Source organism: Bifidobacterium colobi, assembly GCF_018555455.1.
Classification (GTDB): domain Bacteria; phylum Actinomycetota; class Actinomycetes; order Actinomycetales; family Bifidobacteriaceae; genus Bifidobacterium; species Bifidobacterium colobi.
In genome coordinates this window covers 407,922-432,343 of record NZ_JAFEJU010000002.1, presented here as the reverse complement: position 1 = coordinate 432,343, position 24,422 = coordinate 407,922, and the positions used below count along the sequence as shown (strand labels likewise).

The window sequence follows — 24,422 nt, the reverse complement described above, 5'->3', positions numbered from 1 at the left end:
TTCGAGTTGACAGATTGAGTTTTACAAATTGAGGCTGGCGACCCACTTGGCCAGTTCGGATTCCTTGACGTTTGCAGCCAAGCGGCGACCGGCGATCCAATGCGCAGCCGGCGCGGAATCGTGCAACTGCACGCCATCGGCGCCGCGCGTACTGGAACCGGAGGTGGCGAACGTCACGATGGTTTTGCCAGCCCAATCCTCGCTCTCGAGGAATGTGCGGACCACGCGCGGCGCGGTCTCCCACCACAGCGGGTAGCCGACAAACACCACGTCATACGGCTTCACATCAATCGGCTTAGCCAATGCCGGGCGCATCTCACGGTGCGCATGCTCCACAGACGAACGGCTGGACGAGTCGCGCCAGTCCACATCAGCCGCAGTGTACGGCTCAGCCGGTTCAATCTCGGTCAGATCTGCACCGATCGCCTTCGCCAAACGTTCCGCAACCGCACGCGTGGTGCCAGTGGCGGAGAAGTACGTAACCAGAATCTTCTTACTCATATCGATTCCTTCCATCACAATGTTCAGCTCCATTGAATCGCCGTTACCCGCATCCGTCCAATAGAAAACAACGATGATTTGCTATACGCAAAATGCATGATTGGCGCCGCCATCAGCCAACGCCAGTGTCTTAGCTTCGCATAAGCACGCATGCCATAGCGTAAGCGGCATGACATTGCAACGATTACGCGGTGGCAGCCATCGTGGTGGCACTGCTCGTCTGGTATGTAGTAGTGAAGGTGCGCTCACACCTTGAAACCGTGCAGGAATGATTCCGCTTTGGCCTCGTCGGTGCGATACGCTTTGCCATATTCATCGATGAGGCCATGAAATTCCTGCAATTGCGACACATCCAAACCTGTTGCCAGCACGGCCGGCGCAAAAGCCTTATGAAATGCCGGGTATCCGGACGGAACATCGAATTCCAGAAAAGCGAAAAGACGCCGCGCATACGTATCAGCCACGAATGCGCGGCGACCGAATACATACAGCACCAAATCATCCGCGGTCTCTCCGCCGATGCCGAACAATCCCAACAATTCGGCACGTAGCTCATCATCGGCGATATCAGCCGCGCCTTCCGGTCGCGCATCACACCGTTCGATATACCATTGACTCAATGATTGCAGTGTTTTCGCTTTATTCCGGTAGAACCCGGACGGGCGAATCAAATCCTGCAACTGCTCCGGCTTCAATCCCACTATCGCGTGCGGTTCAAGCGCATCAGCAGCTTTGAGAGCACCTAGCGAACGGTCCACATTCCCCCATGCGGTGTTTTGTGTCAGCACCGCACCAACCATGATTTCAAACAGGGTCTCAGCCGGCCACCAATTCGTCGGTCCGAGCTCCCGTTCCATCACATCGTAAAGTGACTCAATATAATCCAGCGAGGGAAGATTCAGCGCATGCTTCGTCATGCCGACAATACCTTTTTCCCTCACTCCACGGATTTGAGCGACGAGACCGGGTCGATGCGGTCGAGCACCGGGTTTGTGAACAATTGCACCAGCAGCGCGAATGCCAGCGTCACGACGGCGGCAATCGCATAACTGGTCCAGCGTACGGTCACCGCGAAATACAATCCCGGCATATTGAGCGCGGCAGTCAGCAGCCCACCAATCCAACGGCCGAGCGGAAGTCCTACGGCGATACCCATCAGCGTCAGCAGCAGCATTTCACGATTGACGTACTTGTGCACTTCCCCATCGTAGAAGCCGAGTACCTTGAGTGTGGCCATTTCGCGCACACGTTCGGACACATTGGTATTCGCCAGTGTGAACAGCACCACCAGTGCGAGCGCGCCGGCGAGCGCCACAATCAGCGCCACCACTGCGCCCATCAGGTCGAAGCTGAAGCTGCGTTGCATATCCGCCGTGCTCGCCACGTTCAGCACATCGGCATCCTTGGCGAGCCTGTCTGCGTAAGCAATCTGGCTATCATCGGAGCCTTGGTATTGCGTGAATATCGCGTTCATCGCAACACCGCTGGTCACAGTGTCCGCAGAACCATCACTGTCTGCAGTATCAGCGTCTGCGCCAAAGATGTGACGGTAATAGTCGGCAGTCAGGTAGATATCTGAGCCGATGACCGACTTGCTTACTGCGGCGACGCGCACACTTTCGCGTTCGGCATCGCCGTTTTCAAGGGTGATGGTATCGCCGGCATGTACGTCGAGCGCGTTGGCTGCGCTTTGCGAGACAATCACTCCCCCATTGCTGCCGGCAATACCGTTTACATCAATCGGCTCGCCGCCATCAGCATCACGCAGGTCTGCGATGGCCTTGAAATCGGCGGCTTCTGGCACGGTGATCAGCTGTACGGTTTCCGATTCCTCTGCTGCATTGGTCAGTTCACCGCTTTCGACTTTGGCTAAGGTACCGGCATCATCAGTAGCGCGCACACTCGAGTTGTTCTTGAGCTTCTGCAGCACCGAGTCAAGCTGGTCATGGTTGGTGACGACCATTAGCTGATAGCGATAGATGTCCTGATACTGCGTGGCCGGCAACGCGTCCACCGTATCGTTGATGGCCAGTCCGCAGACGATAAGCGCGGTGCATCCGGCCACGCCACCGATGGTCATGAACAGGCGGCCTTTGAAGCGGAACAAATTCCTGGCGGTGACTTTGTTGAGGAATTTCATGCGTTGCCAGAGCGGACCGATGTATTCCAAAAGCACGCGAGACCCGGCTTTCGGCGCTTTCGGTCGCATGAGCGCTGCGGGAGTCTGGCGCACTTCTCCCCAGCAAGCAACAATGGTCGCCGCGCCGATGCCGAGCACAAACAAAGCCACACCGGCAGAGCCATAGACCCAGTCGTACAGCATCGTAACGTTCGGCACCACATACATGCCTTCCAGCACAATCAGCAGGAATGCCGGTATACCAAGGAATCCAATCAAATCACCAAGTCCACCACCGATAAGGCAGGCCAGCAATGCGAACAGCACATATCGGGAGGCGATGGCCGCAGAGCCATACCCCAAGCCCATATAAGTGCCGATAAGTCCGCGTTCCTCTTCGACCATGCGGGTCATGGCGGTGAGGCTCATGAATACAGCAACGAGTAGGAACACGATCGGGAATGCTCGACCGATGGATTCAATTGAGCTCAAGTCGGATTTGAGCGACGAAAACGTGCCCGCTGACGAGCGCGTGTTCACATACCAGCGCGCCTGCAGAATGTCGGACTCGATGTTCGATTCCTGCTCATCAAGCTGTTTGGCGGCGTCGGTTTTCTGCTGATCGAGTTTCGCTTGGGCGTCATCCAACTGTTGTTTGGCTTGAGTGAGCTGCGCATTCGACGCGATGACTGCGTTCCGCTGAGCATCATCGCCGGCTTTGCCGCCGCGAGTTTGGAGAAGTGCATCAACCTGGGCGTTGAATTGCGAGCGTTGGGCATCTATCTGCGATTGTGCATCGGCAAATTTCACATTCGCCTGCGAGCGTGCATCATCGATCTGCTGTTTGGCATCATCAATGAGCTGCTGGCGGCGTGCCTTCTGGCGCTTGGACTGCACTTGGTTCTCGATGCGGTTACGTACCGTGCGCACAACGGAATCATAGGAATCTGTGAATGTATCGAGCTCGGCAGTGCCGTCGAGCTCAAGGGAGATGGCGGTATAGGTGCTTCCGGTCACGCCGCTGAATGGCAGGAAGAAGGTGTACTCGGATGTGGCGGAGCTGCGGAATGCGCCTTGCGAGTAGCCGTCTGGGTTCTGTAAATCGAGTGGGTCGAGCACGATGCCGGTGATGGTGAGTTTGGTCGGAAATTGCGGTGTTTCATCATCCGATTCGGTCTCGCTCTTGCCCGCAGCATCACTGTCGCCATCATTGCCGTCTGATGCCTCGGACGTTTTCAGTGTGACGGTCAGCATATCGCCGATGTTCAGCCCGCTATCGCGCACGAATTTACGTGTCACCGCCATTTCGCCGGACTTCTTGGGCAACCGCCCTTGCTGAAGATACGGCTGGTTCATGCCGTCCGTGCCGATTTCGCATAAGGTCACCGACTCGTCCGAGCCGTCGACCTTGACTGTCGCGGATGCAGTACGTTCGGCTTGCACAGCTTTGACGCCGTTCACGGCCTGCAACGCCGTCACATCGTCATCGGTAAGCCCCAAGGTAGAGACGACCTGGATGTCGTAAAGCCGCTGCTGGTCAAAGAAGCGGTCAGCACCTTGAAACATGTCCCGGCAACCGGCGTAAATACCGGTAAGCACGGCCACACCAAGCATGGAAATCACAGCAAGAGACACAAATCGTTTCCAGTTGCGCCCCCATGCGCGCAGCATGTCTTTGACAAATGCGGCAGACCACATACTTGCCCGCATCCGCGACTCAAGCTGCCGCCTCGTCTTCGCATGCCTACCCCGAGTCATTCTCCCGCCTACCATTCAATATCGGCTATCGGCGTGGGATTAGGATTGATTTCCTCACTAGTTACCCTGCCGGAGCGGAATCGAATCACTTTATGCGCCATCGGTGCGAGTGCGGAATTATGGGTGATAATCATCACCGTCATGCCTTGAGTTCGGCAAATATCCTGCAAGAGTTCAAGCACTTCTTTGCCGGTTTCGTAATCCAATGCACCGGTTGGCTCATCGCATAGCAAGAGTTTTGGTTTCTTGGCAATCGCACGCGCGATGGATACACGCTGCTGTTCACCACCGGAGAGTTGCGCAGGGAAATTATCAAGGCGATCGCCGAGACCGACTTTGTGCAATGTTTCGGCCGGATCGAAATGATCAGGGCAGATTTGACTGGCGAGTTCCACGTTTTCCAACGCGGTCAAATTGGGCACCAGATTGTAGAACTGGAAGACGAAGCCAATATCGTTGCGACGGTAGGTGATGAGATCACGTTTTCTTAGGTCAGTAATATCTCGCCCGCCAACTACCACATGCCCCGAAGTGGCCACGTCCATGCCACCCAAGATGTTCAATGCCGTGGTTTTACCAGCTCCCGATTGGCCGAGAATCACTGTCAGCTCACCCTGATCGGCGGTGAAGCTGGCTTCATCAAGCGCGCGGATGGGAGTGCCGCCGCCAGTTGGATATTCCTTAACCACATGGTCGAATTCGATATAGGCCATTGCATCTCCTTCCACCACATAGCATGCAGGGCTGTTCTGCATCGAACAGCCCTCGCAATGTTTGTTGAAGCGTGTACTTCTATTGTGCCGTTTCCTTGCAGCTTATGCCATCAGGCAACGCCGAGTTCCTGCCGCAGCCATTGGCGTTCGGCATCGATTTCGGCATCGTGCACCAGAATGATGGCGCGGCGGTACTTGTCCTCCACCTTGTCGTTGTCGATTGGGCCTTCGCCATCGCTGTAAAGACGGCGCACATCGGATTCGAGTACATCGAGGCGACGCTGCAGCACAGCGCGGCGATCAACCTCATCGGGAATCACGGAGAGGAACGACATGACCACCGCCCATTTGGTGATATTGGTGAGGTTGTAGCCGCTGGTTTCCTTCAGTTCTTCAATAAGCTTGGCACGTCCGGCCTCTTCGAGATGGAATTCACGCAGGCGGCGGCCATTCACCACATTGAAGGTTTCGCCGATATAGCCGGCCTTGACGAATTTGTTGGTCACCGAATGCAGCGTGCCATCGGAGACCGCCTGCATATAGCCCTGCAGCTGTTCCATCTTCTTGCGCAGGCGGTAGCCGCACAAGGGTTCCTCGGAAAGAAAGCCCAACGTCATCAGTTCTATCGTGTTCATCATGCCTTCCATGATATCTCAAGACGAGATATCTCAGAACGACACGCCCGGAGCAAAGAATCCGATTCGCCTCACAACCCTTGCAATTCCAGCGATTTTCAAATCGATATAAACCTTTCTGATATATCTCAGTTTGAAATATCTCTCAATGAGGTGCATACTGGCATCAACGCGAACGCAGCGGATCACCAACCAAAGCAATCGCAAAGCAGTATGAAGCACATACCCACATCGAAAGGACTCATCATGAGCAACATCACCATCTTCGGCGCAGGCAACATCGGTTCCGCAGTGGCGGGCATCGCCGTCAAGTCCGGCGCTTCCGTGCAGGTCATCGACCGCAACCCGGACAAGGCTGCAGCTGCTGCCGAGGGTGTCACCGGCGCCAAGTTCGGCGAAGCCACCATCTCCGGCGACATCGTGGTGCTGGCCCTTCCGTTCCCGGTCTACGACGAAGCGCTCGCCGCCTACGCCGATCAGCTGGCCGGCAAGACCGTGGTGGACGTTGCCAACCCGATTGATTTCACCACCTTCGACCTGGCTCTGCCGGAGGGCTTCAAGTCCGCCGCCGAGTACGTGGCCGCCAAGCTGCCGAACTCCAAGGTGGTCAAGGGCTTCAACACCACCTTCGCCGCTACCCTCGCCACCGGCGAGAACGATGGTGCTCCGACCGTGGTGCAGCTGGCTTCCGATGACGAGGACGCCAAGAAGTCCGTCGCAGCCTTCATTGAAGCTGGCGGCTTGAAGACCGTGGACGCCGGCCCGCTGAAGCGCGCCCAGTACCTCGAAGGCTACGGTGCCCTGCAGATCATCCTCGGCGTCACCGAGCAGACCCAGTGGACCGGTGGTTTCAAGGTTGTGAAGTAAGACTCCGAACCTCTCCCGCGCAGTTACTGCCTGTATTAGGACGAGAACAGGCAGTATGTGCGCGTCCTAACGAAGCGCCCGCGCAGTTACTGCCTGTTTGGTGGCCAATACAGGCAGTAACTGCGCGGGCGCTTCACGCGAACCGTATAAAACAAACGTTTCATCACATGCCTTTGGTCTCAAGCACAGCCGTTACGGGTCAGACATTCGTGATACGGTGAGCCCATGTGTTCTTTGCGTTGTGCCTCGACGCCGGACAACAACGCTCCGGTGTATGCGCCTGGTTTCGTTTAACTCGTGAATTTTTCTGACCACGTCAGTCAGTAAACGGAACATTTTTCACTTCACCTATATATTCACCTACGTATATATAGGTATTGCTAAGGAACACGTATATGCCTTATGTTTCCGAATCGCGTGCATCAGTAGGCCCCGATTTGTGGATTCGCCATATCACACTACTGTTGACCGGACAGGCTTTCTCGCTTTTGGGCTCCAACATCGTGCAATATGCACTATGGTGGTGGATCGTCCTGCAGGAGAAATCCGGCTGGTCCATGCTGCTCGCCACCTTGTTCGGAGTACTGCCTCAGGGCATCGTCTCCATATTCGGCGGCTCGATGGCCGACAGATACAACCGCAAAATGCTTATTATGCTCCCCGACCTCATCATCGCCGCGGTGACGGTGTTCTTGTCAGTGAGCTTTTCTATGGGATGGGCAAATCTTGCCATATTGTTCATCGTGTTATTTATCCGCTCGGCTGGCGGCGGCGTCCAAACGCCCGCGATTCAGGCATTCATCCCGGATATTGCACCGACCGGCAAATTGCTGCGCATCAACTCAATATATGGTGTTATCAATTCAGTGAATCTGATTGCAGCACCGGCCATTGCTGCAGTACTCATCAATATTGTGCCATTGTGGTCGATTCTGCTTATTGATGTAACAACGGCAATCATTGGTGTTGGGTTTGTCGCCTGCATCCGACCGACGCATAAGAAACCCTCACCATCCGCTTCATCTGCCGCGAGCGCAACTGCCAACAATTACGGTGCCCGGCAAAGCAAAGGACCCATAATGCTGCTTGCGGCTGGCGCACGACGTTCCTTTGCCGACTTGAAGGCAGGATTTACATATGCGATGAGCCACTCCATGCTGAAAGGCGTGATTCTGGGCGATGCGCTTACCTGCTTCATGTCTGTTGCTCCAATGAATCTGACACTGCTGCTCATGACCCGCGAATATTCAGATATCAGCCTGAAGCTTGGATTCATCAATCTCACCACAGCCTCGGACAAGCTCGCGGCCAATGAACTCGGTTGGAGTATCGGCATGCTGCTTGGTGGCGCATTGATGTCTTCACTCGGTGCCAAGTTGCTGAGCAACAGCCGTACACAGATGAAGGTGGCAGCCTACTCCGTTGCCATAGTCGGCCTATCCATTGTTGGACTCGGACTGGCACCAAACCTGTTGACCTATCTGCTGATTGATTTGGTCAGCGGCATCTCATTCGCCACATGCGTTGGCCCAATGCGCACAATCATGCAATCGGAATCCGACGAGACGATGGTCGGGCGCATCTTCGGGCTTGATACCACGATAACGACATTCGCCATGCCGCTGGGAATGCTGATCTTTGCCCCGCTTGCCGACATCATTCCTATTTCTTGGGTTTTTGTCGCCGGAGGTCTGCTCACGCTTCCCGGGGCCTGGTACATGCTCTCCATTGCGAAGAAAAACAACAGTTCTCATTAATAATTAATAAAGGAGTACATAATGCGCACGATCAATATGTACATTAACGGACATTGGGTTGAATCTGCGTCCGGCAAAGTCACGGAAATCATCAACCCTGCCAATGGCAGCACATTCGCACAAGCCACGCGCGGCACAGCCGAAGATGTGAACATGGCAGTCGCAGCAGCCAAACAAGCATTCAAGCCCGGCTCACTGTGGCGCCATCTCACGGCAGACGAACGCGCGGAACTACTCAATAAAGCCGCCGACCTGATCGAAGCGAGAGCCGAGGAACTCGCTCTTGCCGAAACCAATAGCATGGGAAGGGTTTATAAGGAAACCAGGTACGACGATGTTTATGCTGCGAGCGGTGCTTTCCGTTATTACGCTTCGCTCGTACACGAACTGCAAGGCGCAGCTTCCGCGGAAAATGTCGATATGCTGACCGTGACCGTACGCGAACCGCTTGGCGTGTGCGCGGTGGTGGCTCCCTGGAATTATTCAATGGGCACGTTGGCTGCCGGTATGGCTCCAGCATTGGCCGCTGGCAATACGGTGGTGATTAAACCGTCTTCGCTCACACCGGTTTCAACCGCGATGATGGTGGAGGCTATGGAAGAGGCAGGCTTCCCCGCCGGCAGTGTGAACATGGTGCTCGGCTCTGGTTCGGAAGTCGGCTCGGCACTGGCTCAAAGTGAGGACGTGGCCAAAATTACCTTCACCGGTGGCACCGCAACCGGCAAGGATATCATTGCGAAATCCTCGACCAGCGTGAAGCGTTATGCTATGGAGCTCGGCGGTAAGTCGCCGTTCATTATCTTCGATGATGCCGATCTGGATGTGGCGGTTGACCGGCTGATGTTCGGTATTTTCTTGAGCCAAGGCCAGGTATGCATCGCCGGTTCCCGACTGCTAGTGCAGAGCACCATCTATGAACAGGTCATGCATATGCTTGAAGAGCGGATTCCGAAGATACGCATTGGCATGCCGCTCGACGAGGATACGGAATTTGGCCCGATGGTGTCCAAACGTCATATGGAGCATGTACTGGAATACATTGAAATCGGTAAGGCAGAAGGTGCCAAGGTATTGATCGGCGGGCATCGCATCACCAAGGGCGACTTTGCAAAGGGCTATTTCATCGAGCCGACCGTATTGGTGAACTGCAATGAGCATATGCGCGTAGTCAGTGAGGAGATTTTCGGGCCGGTGCTCACCGTGCAGACTTTCAGTGACGAAGCCGAGGCGGTTCGTCTTGCCAACAGCACCAGTTACGGTCTCGCTGGCGGTGTGTTCACACGCGATATGGGGCGCGCGCTGCGGGTGTGCACCAATGTGAACACCGGCATAATGTGGGCGAACACGTATATGGATGAGACGCCAGGCGTGCCGGTAAGCCCGCATAAGCAAAGCGGTACCACAGTGGATGGCGGTCTTGATGGCCTTAAGGAATACACGGTACTGAAGCAGATCAATCTCAAGATGAGTCCGGAGAAGTCGGGCTGGTTCAATAGCTGACCGCGCAGTTACTGCCTGTATCGGGACGGGAACAGGCAGTATGTGCGCGTCTTGACGAAACGCCCGCGCAGTTACTGCCTGTATTGGTGACCAAACAGGCAGTAACTGCGCGGGCGTTTGAGAATGATTCTCCGCGACCCTAGATGGCGTTCGCTCGAACGATATCCCTGAATCGCAATGCTGAATCCTTCCAAATGCGCTCTTCAGTGTCGTAATCCACACGAATAATGCCGAAGCGCTTGCTCAGACCCAGAGCCCATTCGAAGTTGTCCAACAGCGACCATGCATAGTAGCCGGTTACGTTGGCCCCAGCTTCGAGAGCGTCGGCAACCGCCTGAATATGCTGATTCATGTAGTTGACACGCTGCGGATCGTGAACAATCTTGCCACCAGGAGCTGCGGCATCTTCGGTGACCACATCATCCCAAGCGGAACCGTTTTCGGTGACCATCAACGGCAGATCCGGGAAACGTGTGCTCAACTCGGTAAGCAGACCGGTCAAACCCTGAGGCTCCTGATTCCAACCCATTGCGGTCAATGCGCCTGCAGGCGGCAGGGACTCAACGATATCCTGAGCCGGCACTGGACCGTTATTCACAGTGCCGGGCGCGGCATGGCGCACGTGCGTGGTGGAGTAATAGTTCAGGCCCAGCACATCAAGCGGCTGATGGATTTCTTCCATATCGCCATCCTTGACAAAGGACCAATCGGTAATGTCACGAGTCACATCGAAGATGCCGGAATCATAACGCCCCTGCAGCATCGGCCCATAGAACACCTCATTGTTAATCAAATCAGCGCGCTGCTTGGCCAGCAGGTCCTCAGGCGCATCGGTTTCGGCGATGTTGACCGCTGGATTCAGTGTGACGGACATACGCGCATCGTCGCCCAACACGGAGCGGATGGCCTGAATGCCCAAGCCGTGCGCAAGGTTCAGATGGTGCACGGCTTCCAATGCCTTGGCGTAATCCTTAATGCCTGGCGCATGCACACCATTGCCATAGCCAAGGTAGGCGGTGCACCACGGCTCGTTGAGCGTGGTCCAAGTGTCTACGCGATCGCCAAATGCCTGAGCCAAGGTTCTTGCATAGTCGGCGTAGCGCTTTGCAGTATCGCGGTTCGGCCAGCCACCACGATCTTCCAGGTACTGCGGCAAATCCCAGTGGTACATTGTGCACACTGGCTTGATGCCGGCCTCACGCAGGGCATCCAGCAAACGCAGGTAATAGTCAAGGCCTTCCTGATTGACCGGGCCATCGAATTCAGGGAAGATGCGGGTCCAGGACACTGAAAAACGATAGGCGCCTACGCCGATGCGTTTCATGATGTCGATGTCTTCCATGTAACGGTGGTACTGGTCGCACGCTTTCTCGCCGGATGTACCGTCCGCAATGGTGCCGGGCTTGGCGCAGAACGTATCCCAGATGGAATCAGTGCGTCCGCCTTCATGGGCGGCACCTTCCACTTGATAGGAGGCGGTGGCAGTGCCCCATGTGAAATCGTTCGGGAATGCAAAAGTCATGAAAACTCCTCAGTATCGAGGTCTTGTAATGAGCAAAGAACAGAGCGAAAGAAATAGAAAAGGCTTACAAGGGGGGGGAGGTTGCTGGTTTCCTGCCGAAGCGGGAAACCAGCAACCGTCAGAAGGAGAGACAGAGACGTATAGTACGGGGGCCGATATCAGCCCTTGACGGCACCTGCCATAATGCCGGAGACCAGCTGCTTGCCTGCGAAGAAGAACAGCAGGACTAGCGGGAAGGTGGTGAGCAGCACGCCGGACATCACGATGGTGTAGTCCGTGAAGTGTGCACCCTTCAGGGCGGAGGCAGCAACAGTGAGCATGCTGTTCTTGTTGGAACCGAGCACCAGCATAGGCCAGAAGTAGTTGGTCCATTGACCGATGAAGGTAAAGAGGAACAGCATGGAGGCTGCCGGCTTGGCGGCTGGCAGGCCGACGGAGAGGAACGTGCGGAACATGGAGCAGCCATCGACACGCGCGGCCTCAATCAGCTCGTACGGCAATGCGTCAGAAAGATATTGCGTCATCCAGAACACACCGAATGCGCTGACCAGACCAGGGATGATGACGGCGAGCAGATTGCCATACAGACCAGCCTTGTTGGCCATGATGTACAACGGAACAACGCTGAGCTGCTGCGGAATGGTCATGGTGGCCACCACACAGGTCAGCAGCATGTTGCGACCGCGGAAACGCAGCTTGGCGAAGGAATAGCCGGCCAAAGTGCTGAAGAACACGGTGGAGATGGAGACCACGGTGGACACGGTAAAGGTACCGCCGAGAGCCTGCCAGAACTTCAGTTCGGCAAATGCTCGACTGAGGTTGCGCAATAGCGAACCGCCTGGAATCAGGGCCTGTACACCGTACTGGTTGCTTGGCGTATCCTGCGAGGCGATGGAGATCGCATAATACAGCGGGAACACGAATACCAGCAGGGTGATGACAAGGACCAGATAGCTGGCCCAGCCTGGTTTGCGGCCTTCGGAGGTCAATCCCAGACGAGCCTTGCGCTGACGCGAGGCGGAGTGGGCAACACCCTTGCCATATACCTGTTCGAGAGCGGGGGTGCCGAGTTCGTTTGCAGTTGATTCTTTACCCATGATGATTCCCTTACTCGATTCCTGCGGCAGCACGAGCGTTGGCACCAGAGCGAATGGCGCGCTGACGTTCTGCCTCGTTGCGTTCTGCGGAAAGCTTCTGAGCCTTCTTGTCGTTCTTCTGGCCACCGGTAGCCATGCGCTGGGTCAGGTAGAAGTTCAACAGTGCGATGGCCACGATGATAAGGAACAGCAACCAAGCCACTGCGGCTGCACGGCCGAGGTTCGGCTGACCAGGGGTCACGTTCACGAAGCCAAGCTTGTAGAGGTAGAGGCTGACGGTCAGGTACTGATTGTTCGGACCACCGCCGGAGCTTGCGCCGTTGTGGAACAGCTGCGGCTCATCGAAGATCTGCAGACCACCGATGGTGGAGGTGATGATAACGAAGATCAGGGTGGGCTTCAGCATCGGAAGAGTAATGGAGCGGAAGGTGCGCCACTTGCCGGCGCCATCCACGACTGCGGCTTCCAGCACGTCACGCGGAATGGCCTGCATGGCGGCCAGAAGAATCAGGGTGTTGTAGCCGATCCAACGCCAGTTCACAATGGTGGCGATGGCGATATGCGACCAGATGGTGCTGCCGTGCCACATGATGGGCTGTAGTCCGACCTGCTGCAACAGCACGTTGATGGCACCCATCTTGTCGGAGAAGATCTGGGAGAAGATGATACCTGCGGCGGAAGGTGCAACCACGTAAGGAAGCAGCACACCCATGCGCCAGAAGGTCTTGGCTCTGAGGTTGCCATCAAGAATCCATGCGAGCCACAGGGCGATGATAATCTGCGGCACGGAGCTCAGCAGGAAGATGCTGAACGAGTTGCGCAGTGCCACATAGAAGGCGGGCTGATGCAGCACCCACAGGAAGTTGCCATACCAGGATGGCGTGGTGCTATTGCAGGTTGCGCCGCACACGGCAAGACCGGCGTCACCGGTCAGAGTGTTGTAAGAACGGGTGGCGATAACCACGGTGTAGATCAGCGGGAAGAGCCCGACGATCAGGAACAGAATGAAGAATGGTGCGATGTAGATGTACGGCGAAGCTTTCCATTCGAAGTTACCAAGCTTGCTCCGCCATGATTTATTAGGCTGCGCGTTTTTCGCTGCCATGATGTCTCCTTTGACGAATCCCCACATAGAAGGTGCCGGCTGGAATTGCCCACCCGGCACCTTTACTGCTGATTAGTTATGAATTGTCAGGACAGGGCCTTGACGTCTGCCACGTACTGCTTCCAGGCCTGAGCAGGAGTCTGCTCCTTGGTCACGTCCACACGGCCCAGTGCATCACCGAACTTGGAGTCGATGTCGTAGTACTGTGCGCCGGTGTACGGAACGATCTTGACGGCGTTGGCACGGTCAGCGAAGATCTTGCCGGTAGGAGCATTGTTCAGGAACTCGTCGGTCTTGTCGGCCACGGCCGGGTCCTTCATGGCCTTCGGGGAACTCGGGTAGTTGGATGCGGCCTTGAAGGTGGCAACCTGCTGCTCAGGAGCAGTCAGCCATGCAACCAGCTTGGCGGCTTCGGTTTGAACCTTGGAGGTCTTCGGCACCACGAGCCAGGAACCACCCTGGTTGGAACCGCCGCCAGGGGTCACGTCAGCAATGTCCCAGCCCTTGAAGTCGGAGCCGGAGTTGCCCTTGATGTTGTTGACGAGCCATGCCGGGCACATGATGGTGGCGAAGCCGTTGTCGGCCTTGAACATGGCGTTCCAGTCATCGGACCACTGAGAAACATGAGCGGACATTTCGGAGGTGGCGGTCAGCTGATCGTACAGGCTCTTGATCTTGTCGCCGGTGGCAACAACCGTGCCGTCCTGCTTGACGTAAGCTTCCTTGAGCTGAGTCTTCATGGTGGCCCAGATGCCGCCCATAGCGTCATACCACGGCAGGCCGGTCTTCTCGGTGTACTGCTTGCCAACCTCGAAGTACTTGTCCCAAGTGGCGTTGTCACCACCGAGCATCTGAGCGACCTGGTCACGGTCGGTCGGCAGACCGGCCTTGGCGAACAAATCGGAACGGTAGCACAGAGCGGTCGGGCCGATGTCGTTGCCGGCGCCGATGGTCTTACCGTCGGCGGTCTTGGCACCCTGAACCTTCCAGTCGAGCCAGTCATTGCCCTTGAGGTAGTCGGTCAAATCCATGAAGGAATCAGGCATGGCGAGGATGGAAGGCATCCAAGCGATATCCACGGCGTAAATGTCGTAGGCATCTGCGCCGGAGGAGATTGCGGTATTGAAGGCGGAACGAGCATCGTCGGAACCGGATGCAACCGTTTCCTCAATTTTGATGTTCGGATGTTCCTTCTCGTACTTGCTCCACAGGTCTGCACCCGGGCGTTCGTTGGTGGCCTTGCCATAGCCGAAGTTGTTGAAGGTCTGAATCTTGATGATGGTCTTGCCATCGGAAGTCTTGGCACCCTCATCGCCGGCAGTAGAGTTGCCGCAGGCCGCCATGCCAGTCATCGTCGCGACGGCCAGTGCCGCAGCGAAGATGCGCTTCACAGACTTCGTTACCATTTGCTTTCTCCTTTTCCGCGAAGCTCTGCTGCGAGCCCCGCTCCCTTTACGATGCGTCGTCACACCGCAAAATTTTTGGAACCGCTTCCAAAAACTGATTGTTAAATCACCGTCCGGTACTTAGTTCGTCAAATTATTTGACACAATTAGCGTGTCGTGTCACATGTGCACGTTCACAAGCAAACACAACAAAACAAGCTAACTCAGAATCGAACAATTAGAGAAAGAACCTATAGAAATAAAGTCACACAATGCTTGCAACCGATTCCGCATGGCATTCCAGATATTCTGGATAACGCATGAAACCCGAACGATTGCAGCATTCCTTGTCTTGCATCAATAGGGTAAGACAAGCAAAACCATACGGAAAGAAAACGGGCATATCAACCAATAACGCATATGCGTTCCATCATGGCGCCAAACCGTTTGACTCAGATTCCGAATGGAAGCCCCCGTTTACACCCAACTTCTATGAGTAAATCCGATTGCTTCCGCGCCTTCCACCGGTTCAACAAGAAACGCGATACAAAGCGGAATCATGCGCTTTCGCGGCGAACAAGAGGAGCAGGAAATACCACGGCCTTACGCTTCCACTCCCCCGATTCCAAGCGTTCGCAAAGCATCTCGGTCGCGGTCTTCGCCATCGTGGCCAACGGCTGCGAAAATGTGGTCAGGCTTGGAGATACAGCCTGCGCCACATGAAAATCATCGAATCCAATAAGTGCCACGTCCTCGGGAACCCGTTTACCGGTAGCCAGCAGCGCCTTGAGTGCACCGACTGCAATCTGATCTGACTGCGCGAAAACGCCATCCACTTCAGGATGCTCAGCAAGTACCTGCCGCATCACATTTTCGCCATGCTCAGTCCCATATTCGCCTGGGACCAATGCAATCGGTTCCATCTTCAGAGTCTTTAGCGCGGCTCTCACACCTTGAGTGCGCAGTACTGATGCCTGCATATCGGTCGGGCCTGCAATTACTGCGATATGTTTGCGACCGAGCTTACGCAGCAACATCATTGCATCATAGCCACCCTGATAATTATCGACGTCAACATACGGGTAATGCATGGAGGGATCCGGTTGACCGATGGAGACAATCGGTTTACCGGATTGTTCGAGTACATCCGCAAATGATTTCGAATAATGGAAGCTGACCATGACGATGCCGGCTGCTCCAGAACTTTTCAGAATCTCAGCAAAACCATGCGCATCATGCGGTTTGGTCAGTACGAGGAACGGCAACAAATGTGCAGCGGTAAAGGACGTTGCCAGCTGGGATACCATTCCGGAAACAAATGCATCGCGGAACACAAAGTCGGGATTCTCAGGCACCACGATGGCGATAATGTTCGATTTGCCTGAGGTCAGCTGCTTGGCAGCCTGATTGGGCACAAAATGCAGGGCTTCTGCGGTTTCCTGCACCTTCAATCGCGTTTTTGCCGATGCCGATCCATTGCCAAGTGCGCGAGAAGCCGTGGAAACGGCAACGCCGGCCAATTTCGCCACATCGCGAATTGTAACCGTTTCCTTTTCCATGCGCAGACCTCCCGCCCAAAACATCCGTGATTGATTACTTTACAACGACTCTTCCCCGCAGCAATCGTTCTCAATAAAGAAACATGCAAGGCTTTCAGCATATGAACCGCATAGAGCAAGCAGCGGAACCTTGGAACGCCAAGACTCCGCCCTCTCCCGCGCAGTTACTGCCTGTTTTTATCCCGAAACAGGCAGTATGTGCGCGTCTTAACGTAGCGCTCGCGCAGTTACTGCCTGTATTCGTCATCAAACAGGCAGTAACTGCGCGAGTGCATAACGGATAGTGGGTGGAACCTTAATTGAAGGTTCCACCCACTATCCGTTATGCGCGGTGATGAGCGCCTTCACCGCGCAAGCTTCAACAGAGAACGACGACTAGATGGCGTTCTCCTGGACGATTTGCCTAAATCGCAGCGCCGAATCCTTCCAGATACGCGCTTGGGTGTCGTAATCCACACGAATAATGCCAAATCGCTTGGTATAGCCATACGCCCACTCGAAGTTATCGAGCAGACTCCAGGCAAAGTAACCAGTCACGTTTGCCCCAGCCGCCAAAGCGTCGGCAACCGCTTGTACATGCGCATTCAGATAGGCCACTCGCTGTGGATCATGAACAATACGTCCACCCGGTGCAGCGGAATCCTCACTGACTTCATCTTCCCATGCCGAGCCGTTTTCGGTAATCACTATCGGCAGGTCGGGCCAGCGTTCACTGAGTTCGCAGAGCAGAGCGGTCAGCGCTTTCGGCTCCTGATTCCACCCCATCGCCGTCAATTCGCCGGTGGGAGGCAGTGTTTCCACGTTCTCCTGCGCAGGCATCGCATTGGCATGCCGATCACCAGCAAAGGAGCCAGCATCAGTAGCGACGCAGCCGCGCACATGATTGGTCGAATAGTAATTGATACCTAATGCGTCAATTGGCTGGTGCGCGATTTCAACGTCACCGTCCTGGATGAATGACCAATCGGTGACATGCTTGGTAACCTCGAAAATCTCCGGATTGTATGCGCCGTCAATCATAGGCCCCAAAAACACCTCATTGGCCATAAGATCGGCACGATGCTTGGCCGCAATATCTTCAGACGCATCGGTTTCGGCCACATTAGCGGCCAAGTTCAGCGTGACGGCAACCTTGGCCCGCTCCCCCAATTCAGCACGTATAGCCTTGACGGCAAGACCGTGAGCCAGATTGAGATGATGCACGGCAGCGAGCGCCTTGGCATGATCACGCAATCCGGGCGCATGAGCACCATTGCCATACCCTAAATATGCACTGCACCACGGTTCGTTCAATGTAATCCATGTATCCACCAGGTCGCCGAACTCATGCACGAGGACCGCAACGTAATCGGCGAATCGCAACGCGGTTTCCCGGTTCACCCATCCGCCACGATCTTCCAAATATTGCGGCAAATCCCAGTGATACAGCGTCACGGCAGGTTTGATTCCGGCTTCGTGCAAGGCTTTCAGCACTCGCCGGTAATAGTCGATGCCTTCCTGATTCACTGGTCCGCCATATTTGGGAACGATGCGCGACCACGCCACGGAAAGCCGGTAAGCCCCTACGCCAAGCTCTTGCATGAGCTTGATGTCCTCCAAGTAGCGATGGTATTGGTCGCAGGCGAATTCACCACTGGAGCCGTCCAAGATATTGCCCGGCACCGCACAATACGTGTCCCAAATAGATGCGGTACGACCACCTTCATAAATTGCGCCTTCGACCTGATAGGAGGCGGTGGCGGTTCCCCATGTAAAATCTTTCGGGAATGTGAATGTCATGGCGGTATCTCCATAAACCATTGATAACAAAGCGGCAGCTCCCTCACGGAAGGAAGGAGCTGCCATCATTCATGCATTACAGCACCACGGTGCCGGATTCAGCCTTGACGATCTCGCCGTCCGCGCCCAGTCGGGCGGAGAATGCGCGGCCGTCGGAGCTGGAGACTTCCACGCCGGCCGGGGTACGGCGGGCGGTGAAGGTCACGGAGGAGCCGTCGATTTCGCTGACCACCGCTTCGGCGGATTCGGCATCGGTCAGGAACACGGAAACCAGAGCGTCGGTGCCGTAGACACGGTCCGGCTTGGTTTCGCCCGGGTTGGTGACGATGACGGAGCCGTCGCGCACCCACAGCGGGATGGAATCGTAGCCGTGCACCTCGTTGCGCCACACGCCACCCTGCGCCTTCTCGCCAGTGAGCCAGTTGGTCCACACGCCTTCCGGCAGGTAGTAGGAAACTTCGCCGGAGTAGGTGAATACAGGGGCCACCAAGAAGTTCGGGCCGAACATGTACTGGCGGTCCAGCGTACGGCAGGTCTGGTCATCCGGGAATTCGACGAACATGGAACGCATTACCGGAGTGCCGTTGATGTGCGGCTTCAGGCCGGTCTCGTAGACGTACGGCATGAGTTCGAGCTTGAGCTTGGTGAACTTGCGGGCCACGTCCACGGCGGTCTGACCGGGAACCAGCTCCACGCCGTTTTTCTTGTCTTCCTCGTCGAACAGCCACGGCACGCGGTACACAGTGGAGCCGTGCAGACGGGAGTGGGAGCCCAGAAGGCCGAATGCCACCCAACGCTTGTAGACTGCCGGATCCGGGAAGGCGCCTTCGAAGCCGCCAATGTCGTGGCTCCAGAAGCCGAAGCCAGAGGAGGTCAGGGACAGACCTGCGCGCAGGGACTGTGCCATGCCGTTGAAGGTGGATTCGCAGTCGCCGCCCCAGTGCACGGGCTGCTGCTGGCCGCCCACGGTTGCCGATCGGGCGTACAGGCATGCGTTGCCCTTGCCGTAGGTTTCCTCAATCGCCTCGAACACGGTCTGGTTGTAGAGCTGGGTGTACCAGTTGTGCATGGAGAGCTTCGGGGAGCCGTCATACCAGACCACGTCGCGCGGAATACGCTCGCCGAAGTCGGTCTTGATGGCGTCCACGCCCTGGTGCAGCAGCTTCTTGACCTTGCCCTTGAACCATTCGCGGGCCTCAGGGTTGGTGAAGTCCACCAAGCCCATGCCGGCCTGCCAGAAGTCGGTCTGCCAGACTTCGCCATTGGCCTTCTTGACGAGGTAGCCCTTGTCGCGGCCTTCCTTGAACATGTCGCCGCGCTGGCCGATGTACGGGTTGATCCATGCGCAGATGTGCAGGCCTTTGTCCTCGTGCAGACGCTTCAGCGTGGATTCGATGTCGCCGAAGAAGCGCTTGTCCCATTCGAAATCGCACCAGTGGAATTCACGCATCCAGTAGCAGTCGTAGTGGAATGCGGCCAGTGGAATATCACGCTCGGCCATGCCGTCGATGAAGGAGTTGATGGTCTGCTCGTCGTACTTGGTGGTGAACGAGGTGGTGAGCCACAAGCCGTAGCTCCATGCCGGCACGTTGGCCGGGCGGCCCACGAGCTTGGTGTAGCGGTCGAGAATCTGCTTCGGGGTCGGGCCATAGATCACGCAGAAGTCGAGGCCTTCACCCGGCACGGAGAACTGCACGGCTTCGGTGTTTTCGGAGCCGATTTCGAAGGAGACGTGGCCGCGGTTGTTCACCAGAATGCCGTAGCCGTTGGAGGTCATGTAGAACGGCACATCCTTGTAGCCCTGCTCGGATGCGGTGCCGCCGTCCTCGTTCCAGATGTCGACGGTCTGGCCGTTCTTCACGTAGGCACCGAAGCGTTCGCCCAGGCCGTAGACGTTCTCGCCCACGCCGAGGTGCAGCTGGATGGCGGTGAACACGTCGGATTCATCGCGGGCGGAGCCATCCATGGTCACACCGAATTCGCCAACCGGCTGCGCGGTGACGTTGGATTCCACACCAAGCTTGAATCGAGCCAGGGACTTGCCTTCCGACTTGGTGAGCACCTTACCGTCTTCACCGAGGAAGGTCAGGTTCCAAGGTGAGCCCTTGACGACCTTGGCAGTCAGTCCGCCGGTGGTTAAAGTAACGTCCGCGCCGTTGACGCCCACTTCGCCATCACCATTGCCGTGGGCAGCCACACTCACATAGTCGCGGTTGCCGGGCTCGTCCGCGTTGAGCGGGAATCCGGGGTATTCGGTAGCGCCCAGCCAGTGGGCAGCACGTACGCGGATCACGCCTTCGGCCGGCGAGGTGATGTCCACATCGAATGTAGGCAGGTTCAACGTATCGTAGCGGCCACGCACCACAGAGGTCGGGGCAAGCACGTTGAGCTGCTCAGCTGCAGCGTCGGCGCTCAATTCATAGGCTTCACGCGCGTAGAGGGCTTCGACGCCGTCGCGAATCATCCAGTAACCGTTGGTGAACTTCATTGTTGCTGTACTCCTTGTGGGAGAGGCGGTTCCGGCCGGCAGGGAATTAGAACCGGCCGGAACCTTGGTTTATCGGGTTATGTTGGTTTGTATTATGACCCTGGGTTGCTACTTCGGGCCGTTATTCCACTACTTGACTGCACCGGAGGTGATACCGCGGGACAGCGTGCGCTGGAAGATCAAGTAGAAGATCAGGGTAGGCACGATGCTGATGAGGGATGCGGCAGCGGTGGTGGTCACATCCATCAGGCGGTCACCAGTCAGCGAGCTGACTGCAATCGGGATGGTCTGGGTGGAGTTGTCGATGAGGAAGGCCATTGGAATCATGTACTCGTTCCAGGTCCAGATGAAGAAGAACACGAGCATGACGCTCAGGGTGGGCTTGGAAATCGGGAACACGATGTCCTTGAAGATGGTCCAGCGGCTGGCACCATCGATGGTTGCTGCTTCAAGGATTGCCTTCGGGAAGGTGCCATACACGGAGGAGAGCAGGTAGGTGCCGAATGCGGACTGAATCACCGTGAAGATGATGACAATGGCCCACGGGCTGTTGTACAGGCCGATCTCCTTGAACATGATGTACAGCGGGTACAGCATGGCTTCCTGCGGCAGCATGTTGGCAAGCATGATAAGCAGCACGATCCAACGGCGACCCTTGACGCGGCCGATGCCGAGCGCGAAGGCGTTGAACATGGAGAGAATCACTGCGAAGATTGCCACAAGGCCGGAGGTCCAGATGGAGTTCCAGAGCTTTTCAGGGTAGTTGACGCGGGTCCAGAACTTCACCAGACCGTCGAGGCTGAACTCATGCGGCCAGGCCAGAGGGCCGGAGGCATTGTAGTCGGCTGTGGTCTTGAATGCGTTGAGCAGCAGGACGATGAACGGGAAGAGCATGATCAGGCCGCCGATAATCAGCAACACCATGATCGTCCAGTCGCCGACCGTGCGGTTCTTGTGAGCCCTAGGAATATTCATTTTGCGTGCGGTTGCAGAAGTCATGGTCTACTCCTCATCTTCCTTCGCAACCTTCTCCTGAAGGTTGGTGAACACAACGGCCACAATGATGATGACGATGGTCAGAGCGGTAGCAATCGCGGCACCGTAGCCAACCTGCTGCGACTGGAAGAACTGAACGTACGAGTAGTAGGACGGCACGATGGTGCTGGTGCCTGGGCCGCCCTTGGTCAGCATGTAGACCGGACCGAACACCTTCAGGGCTGCGATGGTGCAGGTCAGGGCCACCACGAAGATTTCAGGCTTGATGGCCGGCAGGGTGATGGCGAGGAAGCGCTGCCACCAGTTGGCGCCGTCGAGGCTTGCGGCTTCATACAGTTCCGGATCGACGCGCTGCAGGCCGGACATGAAGATGACCAGCGGGTAGCCTACCTGAATCCAGATCATGATGAGCATGAGGAAGATCAGTGCCGTATCTGGTTTGCCGAGCCAGTCATGTTGGAGGTTGCCGAGACCGATGGCTTCAAGCAGGGCGTTCAGTGCGCCATTCTCCGGGCGGAAGATCCAGCCCATGACCAAGGATGCGACTGCGATAGGCAGCAACTGCGGGAAGTAGTAGATGGCACGCATCGTGGATGCGGCCTTCGGTCCGAACTTCTTCTGCACCACGTCGAAGACGAGGGAGGAGAGAATTAGGCCGAGCAGAATCGGGATGACCACCATTGCAATAATCATCCAGATGGAGTTGCGGAAGGAGGTCCAGAAGGTGGTGTCCTTCATCAGTCGAGCCCAGTTGGTCAGGCCTGCGAAGGTTGGCGGCTTGATACCACGATAGTTGGTGAAGCTCAGATAAATGTTCCACACAGCCGGGATCACGATGATCCACAGCAGCATGACAAAACCTGGAATCAGGTACAGCCAGAATCGGCTTGATGGGCTGCCCGGAATGCGGGACATTCCCTTCTCACGCGCAGTTGCATCCTGCACATGCTTCTTGGTGTTCGCTGTTGCGCTCATAACGGCTCACTTCCGTTAACGTCATTGGTATTGGAATTCGGCACTGCGATGTGCGAGTGGCTTGATTTTGGGTAGGCTCACGCCAAGCCTAAGGAAAAAACAAAAATAAAGGGCGGGTTTGCCGGTTAGGATTTTGGAGGAAAACCGGCAAACCCTGAATTTATCGGAGGAGGAAGATACGTTTACTGCTGCTTTACGCCAGCGGCTTCGACACCCTTGTTGTAGTTGTCTTCCATCTGGCCGAGCACGGTCTTGACATCGGAGGTGCCGTTGACCAGTTCCTGCAGCGAGGAGTTGAGCTCGTCGTAGAAGGTGGAGGTCGGCCAATCCGGGTAGAAGCCGAGGGCGTTATCCTTCAGCACGCCGTTGAAGGAGGTGATGAGTTCCTTGGTCTTCTCGTCGGTGATCTTGTCCGGATCAGCGGCGATCGGCAGACCACCGGAGTTGCCCATCAGGTTCTGGACTTCTTCGCTCAGCGTGATGTCGATGAACTTGGCAGCGAGATCCTTGCGCTTAGAGTTCTCAGGAATGACCCAGATGTTGCCGGAGGAGCCGACGACCTTCTTGGATTCAGGGAACAGGGAGAAGGTCCAGTTGGTGTCAGCCATGTCGGACTGGAAGCGGCCGAACCACCAGGTGCCGGAGAAGAACATCGGGTAGCTGCCCTTGATGAAGTTCTGGCCGGCATCCTCGGCCTTCAGACCAGTGGAATCCTTGGAAATGTAGCCCTTGTCGACCCAATCCTTGATGGTCTTGGTGGCGTAGGTGGTTGCTTCGCCCTGCCAGTCGACGTCACCGTCGTACATCTCGTAGGCCTTGAGGAACTTGTCGGAGGCCTTCTGCAGAACCAGCTGCCACCACAGGTGCTGCAGCGGGTATTCGGCCACACCTTCGGAAAGCGGGGTCACGCCGGCATCCACGAACTTCTGCATGGCGTCTTCGAGCTCGTCCATAGTGGTCGGGATTTCGATGCCGTACTTGTCGAACATGTCCTTGTTGTAGTACATGACGATGTCTTCACCGTAGTTGGTGATGCCGTACCAGTCGCCGGAGCCCATGATGCCCTGCTCGTTGTACTTGCCGGTGTCGGCGAGGGAGCCGGAGACCTTCTTATCCCAGTTGTACTTGGAGACGTAGTCGTTAAGGTTGCTCAACAGGCCCTGGCTGGCGAGCAGGCCGGCGGTGGCGTTGCCCTTGTTGTATTCCATGACGTCCGGGGCTTCGTCGGAGTTCAGAATCTGGGAGGCATTCTGGCGAATCTGCTCGAAGGACTTCTTCTCGAATTCGACCTTGACGCCAGTTTCCTTTTCGAAGATTTCCATGGCCTTGGCCCATGCCTTGCCCTGGGCGCCATTGTCTTCCTCATAGTGCCAAATCTTGATGGAGGTCGGGTTCTCCTCCTGGGCGGTTTCGCCACCACCGCAGCCGGCCATACCGATCATGGTGGCTACTGCGAGAGCTGCAGCAACGAATTTGCGGGTAGCTTTCATCTTGTCTCCTTATTCAGCGCCATTACTGATTGAAAAGCTTCGAAACGATTCGAATGTTTTCACTTGATACGATAACGAATCGATAACAATGCCCGCAAATCATTTCGATTGATTTCGATAAATTAATTCATTGATTGAACAATGTGAGCGCTCACGCGGCAATGGTAACGTTCACG

18 protein-coding genes are annotated in these 24,422 nt (G+C 56.1%); 3 read left to right on the top strand and 15 right to left on the bottom strand.

Features of this window, described 5'->3' with window-relative positions:
- Positions 1-21: 21 nt before the first annotated feature.
- The 5 genes from JS530_RS03970 to JS530_RS03950 all read right to left on the bottom strand — a co-directional run bounded on the left by JS530_RS03970 (position 22) and on the right by JS530_RS03950 (position 5,729).
- Entirely contained in the window at positions 22-501 is a 480-nt protein-coding gene (locus tag JS530_RS03970) for a flavodoxin (protein ID WP_214375890.1), read from the bottom strand.
- A 245-nt stretch (positions 502-746) separates the two neighbouring features.
- Entirely contained in the window at positions 747-1,418 is a 672-nt protein-coding gene (locus tag JS530_RS03965) for an endonuclease III domain-containing protein (protein ID WP_214375889.1), read from the bottom strand.
- Between the two features lie 20 nt (positions 1,419-1,438).
- The gene (locus JS530_RS03960) at positions 1,439-4,318 is read right to left on the bottom strand and encodes an FtsX-like permease family protein (protein WP_240541082.1); all 2,880 of its coding nucleotides are present in this window, start codon (positions 4,316-4,318) and stop codon (positions 1,439-1,441) included.
- A gap of 68 nt (positions 4,319-4,386) precedes the next feature.
- A complete protein-coding gene (locus JS530_RS03955; RefSeq protein WP_214375887.1) occupies positions 4,387-5,091 on the bottom strand; it encodes an ABC transporter ATP-binding protein in 705 nt (234 codons plus the stop codon).
- A 110-nt stretch (positions 5,092-5,201) separates the two neighbouring features.
- Positions 5,202-5,729 (bottom strand): PadR family transcriptional regulator, encoded by a 528-nt coding sequence (locus JS530_RS03950; protein ID WP_240541081.1) that lies wholly within the window; start codon positions 5,727-5,729, stop codon positions 5,202-5,204.
- 150 nt (positions 5,730-5,879) lie between these two features.
- Between JS530_RS03950 and JS530_RS10790 the strand changes: the two genes are divergently transcribed.
- From JS530_RS10790 to JS530_RS03935, 3 genes are all read left to right on the top strand, one after another.
- Positions 5,880-6,593, top strand: coding sequence for an NADPH-dependent F420 reductase (locus tag JS530_RS10790; RefSeq protein ID WP_342590050.1), 714 nt, complete (start codon positions 5,880-5,882; stop codon positions 6,591-6,593).
- A gap of 395 nt (positions 6,594-6,988) precedes the next feature.
- Entirely contained in the window at positions 6,989-8,350 is a 1,362-nt protein-coding gene (locus tag JS530_RS03940) for an MFS transporter (protein ID WP_214375886.1), read from the top strand.
- 21 nt (positions 8,351-8,371) lie between these two features.
- Complete coding sequence (locus JS530_RS03935) at positions 8,372-9,850, top strand: aldehyde dehydrogenase family protein (RefSeq protein ID WP_101625442.1); 1,479 nt, start codon at positions 8,372-8,374, stop codon at positions 9,848-9,850.
- A 139-nt stretch (positions 9,851-9,989) separates the two neighbouring features.
- Here JS530_RS03935 and JS530_RS03930 read toward each other — a convergent pair whose 3' ends face one another.
- From JS530_RS03930 to JS530_RS03885, 10 genes are all read right to left on the bottom strand, one after another.
- Positions 9,990-11,372 (bottom strand): GH1 family beta-glucosidase, encoded by a 1,383-nt coding sequence (locus JS530_RS03930; protein ID WP_101625441.1) that lies wholly within the window; start codon positions 11,370-11,372, stop codon positions 9,990-9,992.
- A gap of 158 nt (positions 11,373-11,530) precedes the next feature.
- A complete protein-coding gene (locus JS530_RS03925; RefSeq protein WP_101625440.1) occupies positions 11,531-12,469 on the bottom strand; it encodes a carbohydrate ABC transporter permease in 939 nt (312 codons plus the stop codon).
- A 10-nt stretch (positions 12,470-12,479) separates the two neighbouring features.
- Positions 12,480-13,574, bottom strand: coding sequence for a carbohydrate ABC transporter permease (locus tag JS530_RS03920; protein WP_101625439.1), 1,095 nt, complete (start codon positions 13,572-13,574; stop codon positions 12,480-12,482).
- A gap of 86 nt (positions 13,575-13,660) precedes the next feature.
- Positions 13,661-14,980 carry an ABC transporter substrate-binding protein gene (locus JS530_RS03915; protein WP_214375885.1) on the bottom strand — a complete coding sequence of 440 codons (1,320 nt, stop codon included), beginning with the start codon at positions 14,978-14,980 and terminating at the stop codon, positions 13,661-13,663.
- 536 nt (positions 14,981-15,516) lie between these two features.
- Entirely contained in the window at positions 15,517-16,518 is a 1,002-nt protein-coding gene (locus tag JS530_RS03910; RefSeq protein ID WP_214375884.1) for a LacI family DNA-binding transcriptional regulator, read from the bottom strand.
- Between the two features lie 375 nt (positions 16,519-16,893).
- Positions 16,894-18,297 (bottom strand): GH1 family beta-glucosidase, encoded by a 1,404-nt coding sequence (locus tag JS530_RS03905; RefSeq protein WP_101625436.1) that lies wholly within the window; start codon positions 18,295-18,297, stop codon positions 16,894-16,896.
- Between the two features lie 76 nt (positions 18,298-18,373).
- A complete protein-coding gene (gene yicI, locus JS530_RS03900) occupies positions 18,374-20,785 on the bottom strand; it encodes an alpha-xylosidase (RefSeq protein WP_101625435.1) in 2,412 nt (803 codons plus the stop codon).
- A 129-nt stretch (positions 20,786-20,914) separates the two neighbouring features.
- The gene (locus tag JS530_RS03895; protein ID WP_100494408.1) at positions 20,915-21,784 is read right to left on the bottom strand and encodes a carbohydrate ABC transporter permease; all 870 of its coding nucleotides are present in this window, start codon (positions 21,782-21,784) and stop codon (positions 20,915-20,917) included.
- Positions 21,785-21,787: 3 nt separating this feature from the next.
- Positions 21,788-22,756, bottom strand: coding sequence for a carbohydrate ABC transporter permease (locus tag JS530_RS03890; RefSeq protein WP_214375883.1), 969 nt, complete (start codon positions 22,754-22,756; stop codon positions 21,788-21,790).
- 182 nt (positions 22,757-22,938) lie between these two features.
- Positions 22,939-24,246 (bottom strand): ABC transporter substrate-binding protein, encoded by a 1,308-nt coding sequence (locus tag JS530_RS03885; protein ID WP_033889620.1) that lies wholly within the window; start codon positions 24,244-24,246, stop codon positions 22,939-22,941.
- Positions 24,247-24,422: the final 176 nt, after the last annotated feature.